Source organism: Paenibacillus sp. FSL H8-0280, from assembly GCF_045040665.1.
Lineage (GTDB): Bacteria > Bacillota > Bacilli > Paenibacillales > Paenibacillaceae > Paenibacillus > Paenibacillus xylanexedens_A.
In genome coordinates, this window is record NZ_CP150296.1 from 1,990,798 (window position 1) to 2,007,982 (window position 17,185).

Annotated in this window: 13 protein-coding genes; 10 read left to right on the plus strand and 3 right to left on the minus strand. The window is 45.5% G+C overall.

What is annotated here, in order from left to right:
- Positions 1-169 precede the first annotated feature (169 nt).
- Complete coding sequence (locus MHI12_RS09030) at positions 170-1,234, minus strand: phosphodiester glycosidase family protein (protein WP_405172192.1); 1,065 nt, start codon at positions 1,232-1,234, stop codon at positions 170-172.
- Positions 1,231-1,641, minus strand: coding sequence for a uroporphyrinogen-III C-methyltransferase (locus tag MHI12_RS09035; RefSeq protein WP_017689578.1), 411 nt, complete (start codon positions 1,639-1,641; stop codon positions 1,231-1,233). The genes MHI12_RS09030 and MHI12_RS09035 overlap by 4 nt, the downstream gene beginning before the upstream one ends.
- 439 nt (positions 1,642-2,080) lie before the next feature.
- On the opposite strand from MHI12_RS09035, the gene MHI12_RS09040 reads away from it, so the two are divergent.
- The 3 genes from MHI12_RS09040 (at position 2,081) to MHI12_RS09050 (ending at position 4,916) form a co-directional block, all read left to right on the plus strand.
- Positions 2,081-2,737 carry a response regulator transcription factor gene (locus tag MHI12_RS09040; protein ID WP_338593040.1) on the plus strand — a complete coding sequence of 219 codons (657 nt, stop codon included), beginning with the start codon at positions 2,081-2,083 and terminating at the stop codon, positions 2,735-2,737.
- Between the two features lie 136 nt (positions 2,738-2,873).
- The gene (locus MHI12_RS09045) at positions 2,874-4,097 is read left to right on the plus strand and encodes a PLP-dependent aminotransferase family protein (RefSeq protein ID WP_338593042.1); all 1,224 of its coding nucleotides are present in this window, start codon (positions 2,874-2,876) and stop codon (positions 4,095-4,097) included.
- A gap of 192 nt (positions 4,098-4,289) precedes the next feature.
- Complete coding sequence (locus MHI12_RS09050; RefSeq protein ID WP_036610012.1) at positions 4,290-4,916, plus strand: FMN-dependent NADH-azoreductase; 627 nt, start codon at positions 4,290-4,292, stop codon at positions 4,914-4,916.
- A gap of 114 nt (positions 4,917-5,030) precedes the next feature.
- On the opposite strand, the gene MHI12_RS09055 is transcribed toward MHI12_RS09050, so the two are convergent.
- Positions 5,031-5,876, minus strand: coding sequence for a DUF2161 domain-containing phosphodiesterase (locus MHI12_RS09055; protein ID WP_405172193.1), 846 nt, complete (start codon positions 5,874-5,876; stop codon positions 5,031-5,033).
- A gap of 361 nt (positions 5,877-6,237) precedes the next feature.
- Between MHI12_RS09055 and MHI12_RS09060 the strand changes: the two genes are divergently transcribed.
- The 7 genes from MHI12_RS09060 (at position 6,238) to MHI12_RS09090 (ending at position 17,134) form a co-directional block, all read left to right on the plus strand.
- The gene (locus MHI12_RS09060; protein ID WP_036610009.1) at positions 6,238-8,133 is read left to right on the plus strand and encodes a PrkA family serine protein kinase; all 1,896 of its coding nucleotides are present in this window, start codon (positions 6,238-6,240) and stop codon (positions 8,131-8,133) included.
- Positions 8,134-8,376: 243 nt separating this feature from the next.
- Positions 8,377-9,384: a protoglobin domain-containing protein gene (locus tag MHI12_RS09065; protein ID WP_405172194.1), complete on the plus strand. Its 1,008-nt coding sequence runs from the start codon at positions 8,377-8,379 to the stop codon at positions 9,382-9,384.
- A gap of 129 nt (positions 9,385-9,513) precedes the next feature.
- A complete protein-coding gene (locus MHI12_RS09070) occupies positions 9,514-10,518 on the plus strand; it encodes a LacI family DNA-binding transcriptional regulator (RefSeq protein ID WP_405172195.1) in 1,005 nt (334 codons plus the stop codon).
- A 252-nt stretch (positions 10,519-10,770) separates the two neighbouring features.
- A complete protein-coding gene (locus MHI12_RS09075) occupies positions 10,771-13,593 on the plus strand; it encodes an endo-1,4-beta-xylanase (protein WP_405172196.1) in 2,823 nt (940 codons plus the stop codon).
- Between the two features lie 265 nt (positions 13,594-13,858).
- On the plus strand, positions 13,859-16,333 hold the full coding sequence (locus MHI12_RS09080; RefSeq protein WP_405172197.1) for an EAL domain-containing protein: 2,475 nt from the start codon (positions 13,859-13,861) through the stop codon (positions 16,331-16,333).
- 285 nt (positions 16,334-16,618) lie between these two features.
- Positions 16,619-16,852: a hypothetical protein gene (locus tag MHI12_RS09085; protein WP_047842290.1), complete on the plus strand. Its 234-nt coding sequence runs from the start codon at positions 16,619-16,621 to the stop codon at positions 16,850-16,852.
- Positions 16,853-16,855: 3 nt separating this feature from the next.
- Positions 16,856-17,134, plus strand: coding sequence for a type II toxin-antitoxin system RelE/ParE family toxin (locus MHI12_RS09090; protein WP_405172198.1), 279 nt, complete (start codon positions 16,856-16,858; stop codon positions 17,132-17,134).
- The last annotated feature ends 51 nt before the right edge of the window (positions 17,135-17,185 follow it).

The window sequence follows — 17,185 nt, forward strand, 5'->3', positions numbered from 1 at the left end:
TGTTTTGTCATTGTTGTAGGATGAAGTGAGAATGCCTGTAATGAAGAGAGTCAATACGATTGCAATAATCCAGAATGTCAGTGAAAATGACATACCCTTCGCACCTCCTGCACAAGCTCATTTTCTTCTATTATAACCATTATAGGTAGAAAAGAAATGCTTCACCCTATTATTTGTAAAATAAAAAGTGTGTGGGCACCGGTCTGAGGCTGCCATCTGAAGGGTTATTCACGACCCGATTATTAAGAATAAGTGAGGATGATCCACCGCCATCCAGATTATAGGCGTCGATCACCCCAAGCTTGTACAACCGCCCTTGCAACTCTTCAAGGGTAGCACCGGAACTTCCGCCCTCATTATATCCGTCAACTACAATAATCAATAACTGATCATCTTTATAATTGCCAATGACTGTACGTGGTGCTCGTTTGGGTGATACTTTCCATTTGTCGGGAATTGGAGTTTTACGTCCATTCTGTAGCAGCACGGGTACAAACGTAGCCCCAAATTGTGGTTGCAGGCGATCCAGTGAGTTTTTGTCGAAGAACTTGCCTCCAACCAGTTTGCCGGCATCGTTAAGTCCTACAAAAAACAGATCTTTGAAACTGGCCTGGAAACCGTTCACGTATTTCCCGTCCATGACGGTTGTGCTAAGTGGATAACGTTTGCCGCCACTGTCAGCAAATCCACCTGCGTTAATCCCGGCAATTGCGCCGTTACGCTTCACAGCCTGCATGGTCGTCTCAGAACGCCCAGGTTCACTGTCTAGAGCCATCTGCATGGCCGTAGGGTCTTTTAGCTTGATCTTCATGGCATAGCCCTTATAGCTGCCAGGATTCACTCTGTACATTTCAATCGTTAGCCGGTCACTGTCTACCCGTTCAAATGGAACGCCAAGCTTGGATGAAATCCGTTTGTTGTAGATTGTTTCCGGACGATCCGCTTGGGCGGAAGCCTTCTGCACAAGTGTAGACATCGTACTTGTTGTTTTATTATAGAGCTGTGTCGTTCTTTTAATAGAAGAAGAAGTCTGGACAGCAGCATCTTTTGCCCCCGCAAGCTCTTGGCTAATTGCTTGGGTCCGGGGTGTAATCGTATCCTCTGACAGTTCGGTAGGCATCAAACCTCCGGGTTCAAGTGGAGGACGAAACAGCAGCAGGCATAATATCAATCCAACAAAAGGAGCGAGTGCAAGCATAAAAAAACGATTAACCTGTTTGACGGGTGTAATCATTTGAGCAGGTCCATCTTTTTCTGGAGTGTCTCCAGTTGTTTTTTGACTTCGCTCAGCTGGGTATACAGTTTGTTGCTGTTATCCGTTTTGTCACTTGCATTATCCTTGGTGAAAGTCAGCAATTCATTGAAGGATTGAACCTGTCCCTGCAGGTCTTCTACTTCCTTAGATATCGTTGTTAGCTGATTTTCGTAGTCGGTTTTTAGCGCTGCAATCTGCTGCTGATTATGGGCTTGAAGCTGGTTAATCATCTGTTGCTGGAGATGGTTACTATAATAGTAGGTTCCAACGACTCCTAGTGCAATGAGGACAATCCACATTACCAGAAACAGCTTGATTGAAGATCCAGCCTTGCCTTTGGCGCTCCGGGTGTGATGGATGTCAGAGGACGGGGCAGATGGTTTCATATCATCACTCCTGGTCATTTATAGGTACAAAAAAATTTCCAGTCCTCATTCTATCATGCCCCTATTGATTACGCAAAAATGAAATTCTTTACTTAATAGAGTAAAAAGAGATTGCATCGGAAGGAAGTCCTAGGATACAATTTCTTATAGATGCAATAAGTAGGAACTTTGGGCAGGTTTTTCGACTTTTTTAGATAGAAATGCAGGAAATTTATACTATATTTTGACCTTTCCGGGGATGGGAAGAGGGACGTCATGGTCTTTTTATAACAAAATACAGTGAAAATAGAGCTTTTTTATCGGCTTCCTCCTGTATTTTTCTGTTTTTCGACATAATCCGACCTGTGCTTCTTCTATACTCGGACTGTCGCATAGACGATGGAATTATCATGACAGAAGCTAGAAGTTATTTGTCCAATACATAACAGGGGGAACAACAATGAAAAAAGTATGGCAGGTGGTCATCATAGATATCCACCCCACCAGCATGCTCGGTACAAAATTGATTTTGGAAGAGCAGCAAGATCTGACGGTACGTGGCATGACTTCGACCGGAACAGAAGGGCTCGAACTGGTGAATATTCACCAGCCTGATCTGATTCTGATGGATTATCGTCTTCCGGAGGGTCAGGCAGATCAATATATTGCCCAGATGAAGAATCTGTCAGCTCACAGTCACATCATTATTTTGACGGATGAAGACAATGTGAAGCTGTTTCGTCATCTGATGAGCCTTGGTGCAAGCGGTATGTTATCCAAACAGGCTTCCCCTAGCCAGCTGATTCATCTGATCTCTGGGTTACGTGAGGGCCATGTGTCCATTCCATTGTCGTGGTTAAACAGTGCGGAGTGGGCGCAACCTGTAGAGTCTCCGACAGAAGCACGTGTCATTGAATTAACAGAAACTGAAACTTTTATCATGGAAAGAATTGTTCAGGGTGTAACCTATGATAAAATAGCGAATGAGATCAACGTTAGCAGACGTTCCATTGATAATTACCTGCGTAAAATATACGTGAAGCTGGAAGTAAGCAGTAGAGCACAGGCCATTGAACGTTATGCCTTGCATGCAAGACAAGTGAAGACGGGATCCTGACGAAACAAGTCTGTTCTTCCCATGATCACAACAGTTCTGTATGCATCCGGTCATATTCGATGGCGCGCAGGAATAGGTTGTAGGGCTGCGGACTGTGAGTACAGTTTCGGAATAGGGACGAAAGGGGAACGGATCGATGAAATATTTCTTTGCTTCCCGTACCAACAGGCTTTTGTCATCACCACTGAGGGATATACGTGAGATGTCTGGCAGGGATTATTTCATTTCTCTGGCAGAAGAATTGCCTGCGGAGGAGTTGTTTCCTTTCAAATTGTTGGAAGAAGCAGCGGTGTCTGTCTTTAGTTCAGGCCCCTCCGCATTGCAATATGGAGAGCCAGCAGGCTATACGCCCCTAAGAGAGTGGTTGAACAAAGACTGGAATGCACGCAAAGGCATACGAACGGTACCCGAGCAGATTCTGTTGACCACTGGTACCCAGCAGGCCATCGATCTGGTGATGCGTCTATTGCTTGAGCCCGGAGATTCTGTACTGGTTGAACATCCCACATCCCCAGGCTGTCTTGAGGTTCTGGAGATGCAAGGAGCCAAGATTGTGCCCGTAATGGGTGATCGGGACGGCATATTGCCAGACCTTTTGGAGCAACACATGCAGCAGGTTAGACCGAAGCTGCTTTTTGCTGCACCCAGTTTCTCGAATCCGACCGGTGCTTTGTGGAGTATGGAACGGCGGGAGGCTGTCCTTGAGCTGTGTTCGCGCTATGGTGTACTGCTTGTGGAAGATGATTCTTATGGAGAGCTCCATTTCGATGGCCTTGAGCCAACGGAATTCTATCGTAAATATCCTTCACTCTTTGCACTGGATACTGCCGATCAGGGTGGACATGTTCTCTACATTGGTTCATTCAGCAAAACGGTAGCGCCCGCTCTTCGAACCGGATGGGCCGCTGGACATCCTGCGCTGATTCAGGCAATGGCCTCGGTTAAACGAATTGCAGATGGTCAGTCCAGTCCGATGAATCAGCGGCTGTTGTATCAATTGCTTGCTCATTCCCCATTTCGTTGGAGTGATCACCTATCGATGTTGAATCGGGAGTATAAGACAAGACTCAAACTGATGCTAGAACTGTTGAAGAGGCCGGGCTGGAAAGGGTGTCAGTACAACATCCCTGAGGGCGGAATGTATCTGTGGGTACAGTTGCCGGAAGGATTGGATAGTGGCGCTCTGCTTAAAGCGGCTTTGCCCAAAGGTGTATCCTTTCTTCCTGGATCACTATGCTCCACAGGTGTACAGGATCAACGTTACATCCGATTGAACTTTAGCCATCCGGGCCGGGATGAATTGCTGCTTGGCATGAACCTGATCAGTGAAGCCATTTCCGAATTTACGGCTCGTAGCTAAGTCAGATCAAAAAATAGATTTTGTAGCAAAAATTAAAATTGGTTCATGACCAAAGTGATTACGTTATTGCATCCACTAACATTTTTATATATAATATGAATTAATGAGTTGTTGGTTTCTTTATATAAGCTACAATGGTGGCCAGTTCAGGAAAAGCACTCATATATTTTATCTAACGGGGGAAAATTCAACATGTCTAATATTTTATTTGTTAAAGCAAATGACCGTCCTGCAGATCAAGCAGTCAGCGTTAAATTGTACGATGCATTCTTGAGCGCATACAAAGAGTCCCACCCAGGTGACACAGTTACTGAGTTGGATCTCTACAATACAGAATTCCCATTCTATGGTAACACTGCTATCACAGGTACTTACAAAGCAGCTAACGGTTTTGAACTGACAGCTGACGAGCAAAAAGCAGCTTCACTTGCAGCACAATTGCAAGATCAATTCCTGGCAGCTGACAAAGTTGTATTTGCATTCCCACTGTGGAACTTCACTGTTCCAGCTCCATTGGTAAACTACATTGCTTACCTGAGCCAAGCTGGTAAAACATTCAAATACACTGCTGAAGGTCCTGTAGGACTTGCTGGCGACAAAAAAGTAGCTTTGCTTAACGCACGTGGTGGCGTTTATTCCGAAGGCCCAATGGCAGCTGCTGAAATGTCCCTGAACTTCCTGAAAACAGTTCTCGGCTTGTGGGGCATTCAAAACCCTGAAGTGGTTATCGTTGAAGGACATAACGCTTCTGCTGATCGTGCTGAAGAAATCGTTACTGCAGGTCTGAAATTGGCTTCCGAAGTAGCAGTAAAATTCTAATAACAATCTTCTATATAGAACACATCAAAACACCTGTAGTCTCCAGTGGAGATTACAGGTGTTTTTTTTGCATTCTTATTTTTTTTTACATCCGTTACTTCAGATGATTCCGGTTCAGATCTTGCCTGTATTTTTTAAGTACTGCTCCGCTGTTTCAGCGATGTGTGCAAGGTCGTCCTTATTTTCACCAGATACAGAATACGTTACATTGAGTTCATTAATGGTTCGTTCAATCATATCATTATCCTCAAGCATGTGTGCATGCTCGGTTAACGCCTGTACTCCCTTAATCGTCAGAATATACTTTCCACGGGAGAGGCGTTCAAACCAGCCATAATAATTTTTTTGCAGAATCGCTGCGGCAGAACCTACGCCTGTCTGTCTGGCAAGGTTGGCCGGAGAGGCTTCTCCGTTCGTCCGTAAAGCGGATGCGACACGCAAAGCCTTCTCACGATATGCTGTGACCAGCTGTCTTCGTGTGCTACCTCCCGTATTGTAGTCTCCGCTGCGTTCGTCGAATTCCTTGAGCAATCGTTTCCGCCGAACACCGCTTTTACGAGTAACCTGATTGTGGCCAGTGAGGGGGATCAGGGCGGAGGGCTCACACAATACATCAATCAGGGGAGCTTTGGTTTTGTAAAATGTGACAGTCAGCAGCCCTAGACCAAGTTGTCTGCATAGTGCGGTCAATTCGCTCCAGCGTTGGTTCACGGCTCCACGTTTACTGCGATTGCGCTCGACGGCCAGATACACGAACGGGCTGAGCTTCAAGCGCTGCATACCTTGTAACAACAGGGAGAGGTTAAATGTTTTTTTCATCTCCACGATCAGTGGTTCGTCCTGGTCCGATCTGACTCCGACGAGGTCACAATGTCTGACTTCCGCCTTGACGTCGAAGCCGCGCTGCTCGAAGAAAGCCTTCACAGGCGAATATAATTCGGTTTCGTATTTCACTGCCATCGTCCGTGCTCCTTTCCTGAAGTGGCCTGTCTCTGACCATGTGTTGTCCGGTTTCCTGAATTTAGAACCCTCATTATATCATATTCGTTCTTTTTTTTCTGAAGGCACAAGATGTCTGATAGAACAGGGAAAAGCCAAAATTCGAAGCGGTTGATTGAAAAAAAGAGGTCAACTTATCCGAATTGCCGCATAGGTATGTAATACACTTTTCACAACAAAACAAGACGTTTGGACAGAGGGTGGCGGGACTACACAGGACCGCAAGATTGGTATTCAAGCAGGAGCCGCAATTCTATTGATTTCTTCATACCATTCGGAATGGTTGACAATCACACTAAAGGAGCCATGGGAGGTACCAAGCATGAATATTTTTGAACGCGTTGCGGAACATCGGGCAGAGAGTGACCGTTTGACATGGAACGGAACATTTGAAGATTATATTGCACTGCTGAGAGAGGACCCGACTCCGGCAATGACGGCTCACGCCAGAGTGTATGAGATGATTGAATCGTTTGGCGTGGAAGAAGTAGGTGGGCATAAGCGGTACAAGTTTTTTGAACAGGAGATCTTTGGACTGGATCGTTCGATTGAAAAGCTGGTTGAAGAATACTTCCACTCGGCAGCACGTCGTCTGGATGTACGGAAGCGGATTTTGCTCCTGATGGGTCCCGTAAGTGGAGGGAAATCAACGCTGGTGACGCTGCTGAAGCGGGGGCTTGAACAGTTCTCGCGGACAGAGAAAGGTGCCATATATGCCATTGATGGATGCCCGATGCATGAGGAACCGCTGCATCTGATTCCACTGGAGCTTCGCCCTGAAGTGGAAAAGGAAATTGGAGTCCGTATTGAGGGTAACCTTTGCCCATCCTGCCAGATGAGGCTCCGTACCGAATATGGTGGTGATATCAGCAAGGTGCCGGTGGAACGGGTCATTGTTTCCGAAGATAATCGGGTGGGAATAGGAACGTTCAGTCCATCCGATCCGAAATCACAGGATATTGCCGATCTGACGGGGAGTATCGACTTCTCCACCATTACGGAGTTTGGTTCCGAATCCGATCCACGTGCCTATCGTTTTGATGGGGAGTTGAACAAGGCGAATCGTGGATTGATGGAGTTCCAGGAGATGTTGAAATGTGATGAGAAATTCCTGTGGAATCTCTTGTCACTCACGCAAGAAGGTAATTTCAAAGCAGGACGCTTTGCCCTAATCAGTGCGGATGAAATGATTGTGGCGCATACGAATGAATCGGAGTATAAGTCTTTTATCTCCAACAAGAAGAATGAGGCACTGCAATCCCGGATGATTGTCATGCCGATTCCATACAATCTGAAAGTGTCCGAGGAAGAGAAAATCTATGCCAAGCTCATTCAGCAAAGTGACATGAAGCATGTTCATATTGCACCGCATGCACTGCGGACTGCAGCCATTTTTTCGATACTTACCCGCTTGAAGGAAACGAAGAAACAAGGCATGGATCTCGTTAAAAAGATGCGCATGTATGATGGTGAAGAAGTGGAAGGATACAAAGAAGCCGATCTGCGCGAGATGCAAAATGAGTATTTGGATGAAGGGATGTCCGGCATTGATCCACGGTATGTCATTAACCGGATCTCCAGTGCTTTGATCAAGCAAAATCTTCAGTGCATTAACGCGCTGGACATTCTGCGGGCGATCAAGGATGGTCTGGACCAACATGCCTCGATCACAAAGGAAGAGCGGGAGCGTTATCTGAACTTCATTGCTCTTGCACGCAAGGAGTATGATGAACTGGCCAAGAAGGAAGTACAGAAAGCATTTGTGTACTCATTCGAGGAATCCGCAAGAACGTTATTCGAGAATTACCTCGATAACATTGAAGCATTCTGCAACTGGTCCAAGATTCGTGACCCGCTCACGGATGAAGAGATGGACCCGGATGAGCGTCTGATGCGATCCATTGAGGAACAGATCGGGATCTCAGAGAATGCAAAGAAAGCGTTCAGAGAAGAGATTCTGATCCGAATCTCGGCTTACTCCCGCAAGGAGCGCAAGTTCGAATACAGCAGCCATGACCGTTTGCGTGAAGCGATTGAGAAGAAGTTGTTCACCGATCTGAAAGACATCGTCAAGATCACAACCTCAACCAAAACACCAGATGCAACACAATTGAAACGTATGAATGAAGTCATTAAACGCTTAATTGAGGAACATGGATACACCGCAGCAAGCGCGAATGAACTGTTACGTTATGTGGGTAGTCTGCTTAATCGCTAATCGGCAACGAACCATTCCGGATCAGGCTCCTGATGCCTGTTGTGAGGCTCCTTCACAGCAGGGTCAGGGCCTTTTTAATTAAATGAAGGTCATATTAGTCTAAAAAGCTGACAAATAAGGTTAATTTTAAAGAGAATTAGTTCTAATGGTATATGTATATTTAGGTATTTTAGTCTATAATCAATACATATATTTACAATTTAAAGTAATTTAGTGTTTATTAAGGAGCTGACTGAACCAGATATGAGCAGTATTTCCGCAACAAGACAGAAGCAACTTGATTACATGGGATTAACCGCAGGGGATCTAAAACTGCTTGCCGATCATCGGCCTGTTTTTAAAAAAGTCGTTAATGAAGTGGTAGATCATTTCTACAATCATGTGGGGAATTATCCTGAATTGGTAGATCTGATCGCAAGATTCTCTACCATTGATCGTCTAAAAGAAACACAGAAGATGTACTGGCTATCAATGACAGACGGAATCGTGGATGACGCATATATTGAGCAACGGATTGCAATTGGACTTGTGCATTCACGGATTGGTCTGTCTGAAGATTATTATCTGGGTACCTATATGGTCTACCTGGATATTGCAACGAGCATATTCCAACAGGTTATCCCTGATTCCTGGCATCTTGTCATTCAGGCGCTCAGCAAAATGTTTAACCTGGATTCACAACTTGTCCTTGAAGCCTATGAGAAGAAAGAAAAAGAAAAGTTACATCAGCTTGCCGATGACCAAAAACATACATTACAGGCAATTACGCAGATTACCCAAGAGCTTACAGGCATGATTAGTGAATTAAATGAAAGTGCAATGGCTATATCAAGTGTAGCCAAAGAAACAGCGGCTTCTCAGGATCAGGCTCAGGTTATGCTTACCGAATTAACAGGAGAGATCCAGCAGATCGGAAAAATGGGTGAACTCATTCGCGAGATATCGGATCAGAGTCATCTTGTCGGTCTGAACGCAGCGATTGAAGCTGCTCATGCAGGAGAGTTCGGACGTGGCTTCGAAGTAGTTGCCAGTGAGGTGCGCAAGCTTGCAGCTAGTTCTCGGGATGCCCAGGGTAAAATTCAGTCTAATCTGGAGCAGATCATGAAGAAACTGAGCAGTGTGCAGCAGGAGTCGGATCATACGTCTCGCGGAGCACGTAGCCAAGCTTCACGCTCGGCTGAACTCGCTGTATTTGCAACAACAATGGAGAAACTGTCTCTGGATTTGAAGAATCTGGAACAGCAGGAATAGAGCTTAAAAGCATTAGGAACCTTCCATACCGTTTCAGGCTGTTTTAAGCTATAATGGGTAGACAAACCTGCCGATGTTATAGAAAATGCAGCCGGAGACAGGGGATTTGAAAGAGGTTGAGGTGATCAGATGGCTTCTATCCATGATGTAGCCAAGGAAGCGGGAGTATCTGTTGCAACCGTTTCCAAAGTGATAAACGATTATCCTGATGTAAGTGAAAAAACACGCAAAAAAGTCAATATAGCCATCGAATTATTGAAATATCAACCCAATGTGGTCGCACGTGGACTTGTCAAACGCCGTTCATGGACGGTGGGAGTACTGTTAACAGTTCCGTTTACGAACCCTTTTGTGTCGGAGTTGCTGGAAGGGATCAAGACAGCGCTGGAGAACAGTGGATATGACCTGGTCCGGTTGTCTACTCGATTCGATGATCCGGCGTACTCGTTCATCAAACATTGCCGCAGTCGTAATGTGGATGGCGTTGTGGTATTCGGGGAAGGCAGAGAAAACGCGAGTATTCAGGAACTGGTGGATGCAGAGATTCCAACGATGTTTGTTGATACGGACATGTTGGGCAAACGTGCCGGTTACATTACTACGGATAACGCGAACGGGATTTCGATGGGTGTCAAACATCTGCATGAGCTTGGGCACCGCAAAATTGCCTATATCTCAGGGACACTTGGACCTGCTGTAGCCAATCTGCGATTGGAAGGATATCGGGAAGGACTGCGAGAATGCGGCATCCCGTATTCTACGGTATATCTGGAGATCTGCGATTATTCCTTCGACGGAGGAAGCAAGGCTGCCCGGCGATTGCTGGCACTTCAGGATCAACCAACGGGAATTGTCTGTGCATCAGACATGTCTGCCTTTGGTGCGATTCATGAAATTGAAAAGCATGGACTGAGTGTACCAGAAGATATCTCGGTTGTCGGGTTCGATAACACGTATTATGCTGAGGTATTTAAACCGGGGTTGACCACGGTGAATCAGAATATCTATTCCATTGGTATTAAGTCCATTGAATATCTGATTGCCATGATCGAGAATCCATCCTATTCTCCTCCTGTGGTTACGGAACCTTCCAATCTGGTCATCCGTCAGACGACAGCACCTTTAAAAGTGTAAATATGTAATGACGGTGACATGGAGCACAGCTAACAAGCTGTGCTTTTTGTCGTTTTATATTATGGTGAAGTTTTTAAAATAAGTCCTATAGTTTAACGGGTAAACAAAGTTTACTAGCAATCGTATAATGAAAGTGCTTACAATTTTCTGTCCATTTGCATCTATCCATCCTGTATAACGATCTTGTAAAGGGCTGGCACATGGCAGAGCAAAGGTTATTCTTCACAAACAACGAACCAAGGAGGAGATCGGATGCATTTGAGAAAATGGTGGAGCTTGTGCTTGTCGGCTGTATTGATCTTCAGTTTGTTCCCAAGTGTGGGAACAGGAGGGACACGTGCTTCGGCAGCGGACGTTAAGACTGGCGATGATGAAGTACTGTTCAAGGCTGATTTTGAAGATGGTGTGTTGGGACAATGGCGTCCACGTGCAAGTGAAAAGCTTGATATCGTAACGCAAGTAGGTCATGACAGTACACGCAGCCTGAGAACCTCTTCACGTACCGAAACGTTCCATGGACCCTTAGTTGAAGTGCTGGATCATGTACAGAAGGGTAGCACAGTTCATATTTCATTTTGGGCCATGTACGATGAAGGGCCGGACAGTCAGGTCCTTAACGGTGCACTCGAGAAAGAATACAATAAGGACGCTTCGAGTCTTGAATATGCTACCTTTGCCTCCGCTACCTTGAACAAAGGACAGTGGAAAAAAGTCGAGGCCGATGTGGTGATTCCCGAAGAAAATAGTGGCATCACCGGATTCCGCATGTATGTGGAGACACCATGGAAGACGTCAGAGGAAGTGACGCCGGCAGATACGATTTCATTTTACGTGGATGATGTTCTGATTACGGCTGCTCAGAAAATTGAAATTGAGAAGGATATTCCGAATCTGGTCGATATCGTGGGACAAAATTACGCAATGGGAGCTGCCATCAACCAGTCTGCACTAGACGCGGAAAACCAGCATTCCCAGTTGTTGACGAAACACTTTAATAGTATTACAGCGGACAATTTTATGAAAATGGATGCGATGCAGCCCAAGGAAGGAGAGTTTGTCTGGTCAGAGACAGATCGCCTGGTGAAGTTTGCCGAAGCAAATGACATGGAAATCAGAGGTCATACGCTGTTATGGCATAGTCAGGTGCCGAATTGGTTCTTTACTGATCCGAATGATGCATCGAAACCTGCCACGCGGGAACAGTTGCTTGCACGGATGAAAACCCATATTCAAACCATCGTGACCCGGTACAAAGGAAAGGTTCATACATGGGATGTCGTCAATGAAGTCATCTCAGACGGGGGCGGCTTACGGAATGAGGCCAGTAATTCCAAGTGGAGAGATATTATTGGGGATGTAGATGGCGACGGAGATGACAGTGATTACATTGAGCTGGCTTTCCGTTATGCACGTGAGGCTGACCCCGATGCTGTACTGGTGATTAATGACTATGGAATGGAGGGCAATGGAAACAAGGTGAATGATATGGTGAAGCTTGTAGAGAAGCTGCTTGCCAAAGGAACACCGATTGATGCGGTTGGATTCCAGATGCATGTATCCATGTACGGACCGGATGTAAAGCTCATTCGTGAGGCTTTTGAGAAAGTGATCGCTCTTGGTGTAAATGTACAGGTTACAGAGCTGGACGTTTCGATCTATTCGAGTAACTCTGAACTGGAGATGCCTGTCACAGATGAATTAATGCTGCAACAAGCTTACCGTTATCGTGAACTGTTCGACCTGTTTGACGAGCTGGGAAAACGCGGCGTAATGGACAGTGTTACAGTATGGGGACTTGCGGATGATGGTACATGGCTTGACAATCATCCAGTCAAAGGACGCAAAGATGCACCATTGTTATTTGATCGTAAATTAAAAGCAAAACCGGCTTTTTGGGCACTGGTGGACCCTACCACCCTTCCGATCTATCGTAATGAATGGACAGCATTGAAAGCCAGCCCTTCTTTCCCGAACCACAAAGGACAGGAAGATATACTTTGGGGTGCTGTGAAAGGACTCGAAATTAATCATCTGGCAGATGGTACATCTGCGGTTACGGGTGAGGCTCGTATGATGTGGGATGCCAAAAAGGTGAATTTAAGAGTGGAAGTGAAGGATACCACACGTCGCAAAGGGGATCAGGTGCAGGTTTTCCTCGCGGAAGAAGTCAAGGGGACAGGCGCTGCAACTTCTGAAGCTGATCTGTCTGCCAAGAAGAAAAATCCGCCGTCTGCAAATGGTCAATATACATTTAAACGGGATGGCGGTAAAGGCAAAGATAAAAATACTTACAACGTACAGGAGACAAAAACCGGGTATGTTGTATACGCATCACTGCCTATGTCAGCCGCTTTACTTACCGAAGGCCAGGTCTTGTCTCTGGATTTTCGGATTACGGATGAACATGCTGCTGGAAAGATAGCGACCATCGTTTGGAATGATATTTCCAATCAACAGCCTGACAAACCAGCCAACCGGGGCAAACTGAAGCTCGGTTCTGTCTTGAAACAAACCAAGGTCACTTATGGCAAACCTGTCATTGATGCAAAAAAGGATAACGTCTGGAAAAAGGCTGCATCTGTTAAAACGGATGTCTGGGTGGTCGGAAAATCCGGTGCAACGGCGACTGCACAGCTGTTATGGGATGAGAAATACCTGTACGTATTGGCAGATGTGAAAGATCCTTTGCGAAGCAAATTAAGTTCTAATGCACATGAGCAAGATTCAATTGAAATTTTTATCGACCCGAGCAAAGATCAGACAACATTCTATCAGGAGGATGACGCCCAGTACCGGGTCAATTTTGATAATGAGACTTCTTTTGGTGGAAATGCACGGAAAGAAAGTTTCAAATCAGCTACCCGATTAACAAGCGGAGGGTATACAGTTGAAGTGGCAATCCCACTAGACAGCGTTCGTGCTGAAGGGCAAAGATGGATTGGGTTTGATCTTCAAGTTAATGATGATGGCGCCGGGGATGGCAAGCGAAGCAGTGTCTCCATCTGGAGTGATGCATCAGGTAATTCTTATCAAGATACTTCCGGTTTTGGCAGTCTGTTACTGACTCGTAAATAGAATATTTAGTTGTGAATTAGAATATGAGAATGTTAGCTGTTCAACATTGTATATCTGGAAATAAGTGTTGATTTTAAAGGCTGGGACGTTTAGACTATATACATTCAAATAAACGGGTTCCAATGTATGACAACGGCTTCAACTAAGTCTGTTGTCACGAGTCAAATGATGCGGAGGGAGTGCCTGTCATCCAGACAGCGCACTCGCTTCTTTTTTACATTTTTGCATACATACAAGGCATTTCCCGGTTGAAAGGACAGAGTGAGTGGAGCACCTACATGGCACGTACAACTTAGAACTTGTTATTTTATCCTATATTATTGCATCGTTAGCTTCATACGCTGCCCTTGACCTTGCAGGCCGTGTAAGTCAGGCTAACGGGATGGCGCGGAATGTATGGCTTACCTGCGGTGCAGTATCCATGGGGCTGGGAATCTGGTCCATGCATTTCGTAGGTATGCTGGCTTTTGTTCTGCCTACGCAAGTCTCCTATTCCACCGGTAAGGTTGTTTTATCTGTTCTACTTGCTATTGTCGCATCGGGGGTGGCCTTGAACATTGCGGGTAGACAATCGGGCAGGATAAGTAAGCTCATGATTGCTGGAGTACTGATGACAGCAGGGATCAGCTCGATGCATTATGTGGGCATGGCAGCGATGTCAATTCCGGTTACGTATGAACCAGGCAGAGTGGTGTTATCTATTCTGATTGCAGCGCTTGCTTCATTTGCGGCATTGTGGCTCATGTTTTTTTTCCGTTATCATCAATCAAGACATACCTGGGTTTACAAGATGGGCAGCGGTCTCATTATGGGTATTGGAATCTCTGGCATGCATTATACCGGGATGTCAGCCGCACATTTCCATCATTCACATGGCTCGATGGTAAGTTCAGGTATGCAGATTGAGCCAGGCATTCTCGCCTACTTGATCGCATCGGGCACATTTATTGCTTTGGGCTTGACGTTGTTTGGCATATTTATCAATCAGCGAATGTCACAGAAAGATCGACGGATTCATGAGAATGAGCAATGGTATCAGGCCCTGTATCATAACCATTCGGATGCCATTATTTCAGTGAACAAGGAAGGTATTGTCAAAGGCATTAATGCTGCTGTAACAACAATCACCGGATATCCTGAAAAAGAGGTCATGGATCGTTCCATTGATGAGATCGCTCAGCAAATCGATATAGAGTGGATAAGTGAATTTGATTCCATCGATTGGGATGATCATGGGCTGGAGCAGGCGCACTACATGGCCAAAATGAGAGATGTACAGGGTGAACTTCTGGACCTTAGTATTGTTGTAGTTCCTGTTGTCATTGATGGCAGACATGTGGGAAGTCACATTTTGATCAAAGACGTTACGGAGGAGAAACAGGCTCAGGAGAAGATTCGTCACCAAGCTTTGCATGATCCGTTGACGGGACTGCCCAATCGGCGCAAGTTGGATGATGTGCTGGCATGTACGATTAACGATTCAGCAGAAAAAGGGAATTCTTTTGCCGTTATGGTGATGGATATAGATCGTTTCAAGATGATTAATGACTCGCTGGGACATTCCATTGGAGATGTATTTCTAAGAGAAGTCAGCAACCGGATCATGAAAGCCATAGAAGCTTCTGATCCCTTGGCTATGGAGAATGTCATGCTGGCTCGGATGGGCGGTGACGAGTTCACACTCGTTGTGACCCAGGATCAAGCGACAGAAGTAAGAGTGGCAGAACTTGCAAAACAGATTGTTGAAGCCATTCAGTTACCTTATCGACTGAAGGAGAATGACTTTTACGTAACCGCCAGCATTGGAATTGCGATGTACCCGGATCATGGAGTGGGCGTGGATGCTTTGCTGAAACATGCGGACTCTGCCATGTATGAAGTGAAGAAAAACGGCAAAAATGGTTTCCAATTCTATACTGCCCAACTGGATTCGGAACTATATGAACGCATTGAGCTGGAGGGTTATCTTCGTAAAGCTTTGGAACGCGATGAGATGGTCCTGTACTATCAACCACAGATTCGTACCGAGGATAGCCGCATGATTGGTGTGGAGGCTCTTATACGTTGGAACCATCCACTCAAAGGTCTGCTCGCACCCAATGTGTTTATCCCGCTTGCAGAAGAGACAGGCATGATCTATGAGATTGGCAATTGGACGCTGCGGGAAGCATGCAGGCAGATGAAACTCTGGCATGCCAGTGGCGGACCACTCATTCCGGTATCGGTTAACTTGTCCAGCCAGCAGTTCCACCAATCCAACTTGGTAGAACAGGTCAAGAATGCACTCTTGGAGACAGGGCTGGAAGCTCGATATCTGGAGCTGGAAATAACAGAGAGCATGATGATGGATGCAGCCGTATCCACGGCGATTCTTAATGAACTGACAGCCCTGGGTGTCAAGATCAGCCTGGATGATTTCGGTACAGGTTACAGCTCACTCAGTTATCTGAAGCATTTCCCGATTCACAAGCTCAAGATTGATCGATCGTTTGTGACGGACATTACAGAGAGTCACAGCGATCAAGCCATTGTGGCGACCATTATATCGATGGCACAGAATCTCAAGATGGAAGTCATTGCCGAAGGCATTGAGACGAAAGGCCAACTGGATATTCTGATGCAGAATGATTGCCGCGAGATTCAGGGATATTATTTCAGTCGCCCACTGCCGGCAAGTGAAGTGGAGCATGATTTTTTTGTGCCGCTGCGATTGCAGGATAATGGTACACCAACAGTATAATCAGAGTGAACATTTCAATTAAAGGATTTTACAGTTTAGCTGAACTATATCTTAAACGGCAAGTCCCCAATCACGTGTAGGGAACTTGCCGTTTAAGTTTTTAGAGCAGTTTTTTTAGGGGAATGATTAGAAAAGAAGGCGTTAGGACCTGCTGTATTTTATATGATTGATATTATTGGTAATCCTAAGATTGATGGCTGAGATGCAACATGGTTGTATGCTATAATTCAGGTAAAAGTACGATTCACCAAATTTTTGCGATATCATCAAAGGAGGTTGCTAAGGATGAATTTTAGTCTTAAGGCTCCTGATGGCACTGTCATTGAATCCTATGAGAAGGATCATAAGGAATTCATTCGTATTGCCGGTCTGGAATATGAAGTCTATAACCCGGTGGATGAGCTAGACTCCGATCCGGAGATACGGCAAATGATTGAAGCTTCCGAGAAAGACATTAAACAAGGCAAGCTGTATTCAACAGATGACTTGATTGAACTGGTGAAGCGTGGTGAGCTGTAATTGATGGTTCAATGGACCGCCACGGCAATGAACCGACTTCGCCAGATCAAAAGCGAACATTTTACAGATAAAGAAACGATGGAATACAAAATTAATCTCATTCGCCGTGTTGAAGAGAAGATTGTTACTATGGGAAAAATGCTGCCGTCTCGTGAGTACCGCAACACGTACTATTGTTTCGTGGATCGATACGTTGTATCTTACAAGCTGTTGGACAACGGTGAGCGATATGTAATCACTTCCTTTAAGCATGGTGCAATGAAACGTAATTTTAAATATTAATTATGAAATGCCAAGCGGCAAGTCCCCGTGTATGTCGGGAGCTTGCCGCTT

Bases quoted from the DNA above. Each gene is read 5' to 3' on its own strand.
- MHI12_RS09090 (WP_405172198.1), top strand. From the start codon at position 16,856: ATGGTTCAATGGACCGCCACGGCAATGAACCGACTTCGCCAGATCAAA.
- MHI12_RS09060 (WP_036610009.1), top strand. From the start codon at position 6,238: ATGAATATTTTTGAACGCGTTGCGGAACATCGGGCAGAGAGTGACCGT.
- MHI12_RS09050 (WP_036610012.1), top strand. From the start codon at position 4,290: ATGTCTAATATTTTATTTGTTAAAGCAAATGACCGTCCTGCAGATCAA.
- MHI12_RS09055 (WP_405172193.1), bottom strand. From the start codon at position 5,876: ATGGCAGTGAAATACGAAACCGAATTATATTCGCCTGTGAAGGCTTTC.
- MHI12_RS09035 (WP_017689578.1), bottom strand. From the start codon at position 1,641: ATGAAACCATCTGCCCCGTCCTCTGACATCCATCACACCCGGAGCGCC.
- MHI12_RS09045 (WP_338593042.1), top strand. From the start codon at position 2,874: ATGAAATATTTCTTTGCTTCCCGTACCAACAGGCTTTTGTCATCACCA.
- MHI12_RS09085 (WP_047842290.1), top strand. From the start codon at position 16,619: ATGAATTTTAGTCTTAAGGCTCCTGATGGCACTGTCATTGAATCCTAT.
- MHI12_RS09065 (WP_405172194.1), top strand. From the start codon at position 8,377: ATGAGCAGTATTTCCGCAACAAGACAGAAGCAACTTGATTACATGGGA.
- MHI12_RS09070 (WP_405172195.1), top strand. From the start codon at position 9,514: ATGGCTTCTATCCATGATGTAGCCAAGGAAGCGGGAGTATCTGTTGCA.
- MHI12_RS09030 (WP_405172192.1), bottom strand. From the start codon at position 1,234: ATGATTACACCCGTCAAACAGGTTAATCGTTTTTTTATGCTTGCACTC.
- MHI12_RS09075 (WP_405172196.1), top strand. From the start codon at position 10,771: ATGCATTTGAGAAAATGGTGGAGCTTGTGCTTGTCGGCTGTATTGATC.
- MHI12_RS09040 (WP_338593040.1), top strand. From the start codon at position 2,081: ATGAAAAAAGTATGGCAGGTGGTCATCATAGATATCCACCCCACCAGC.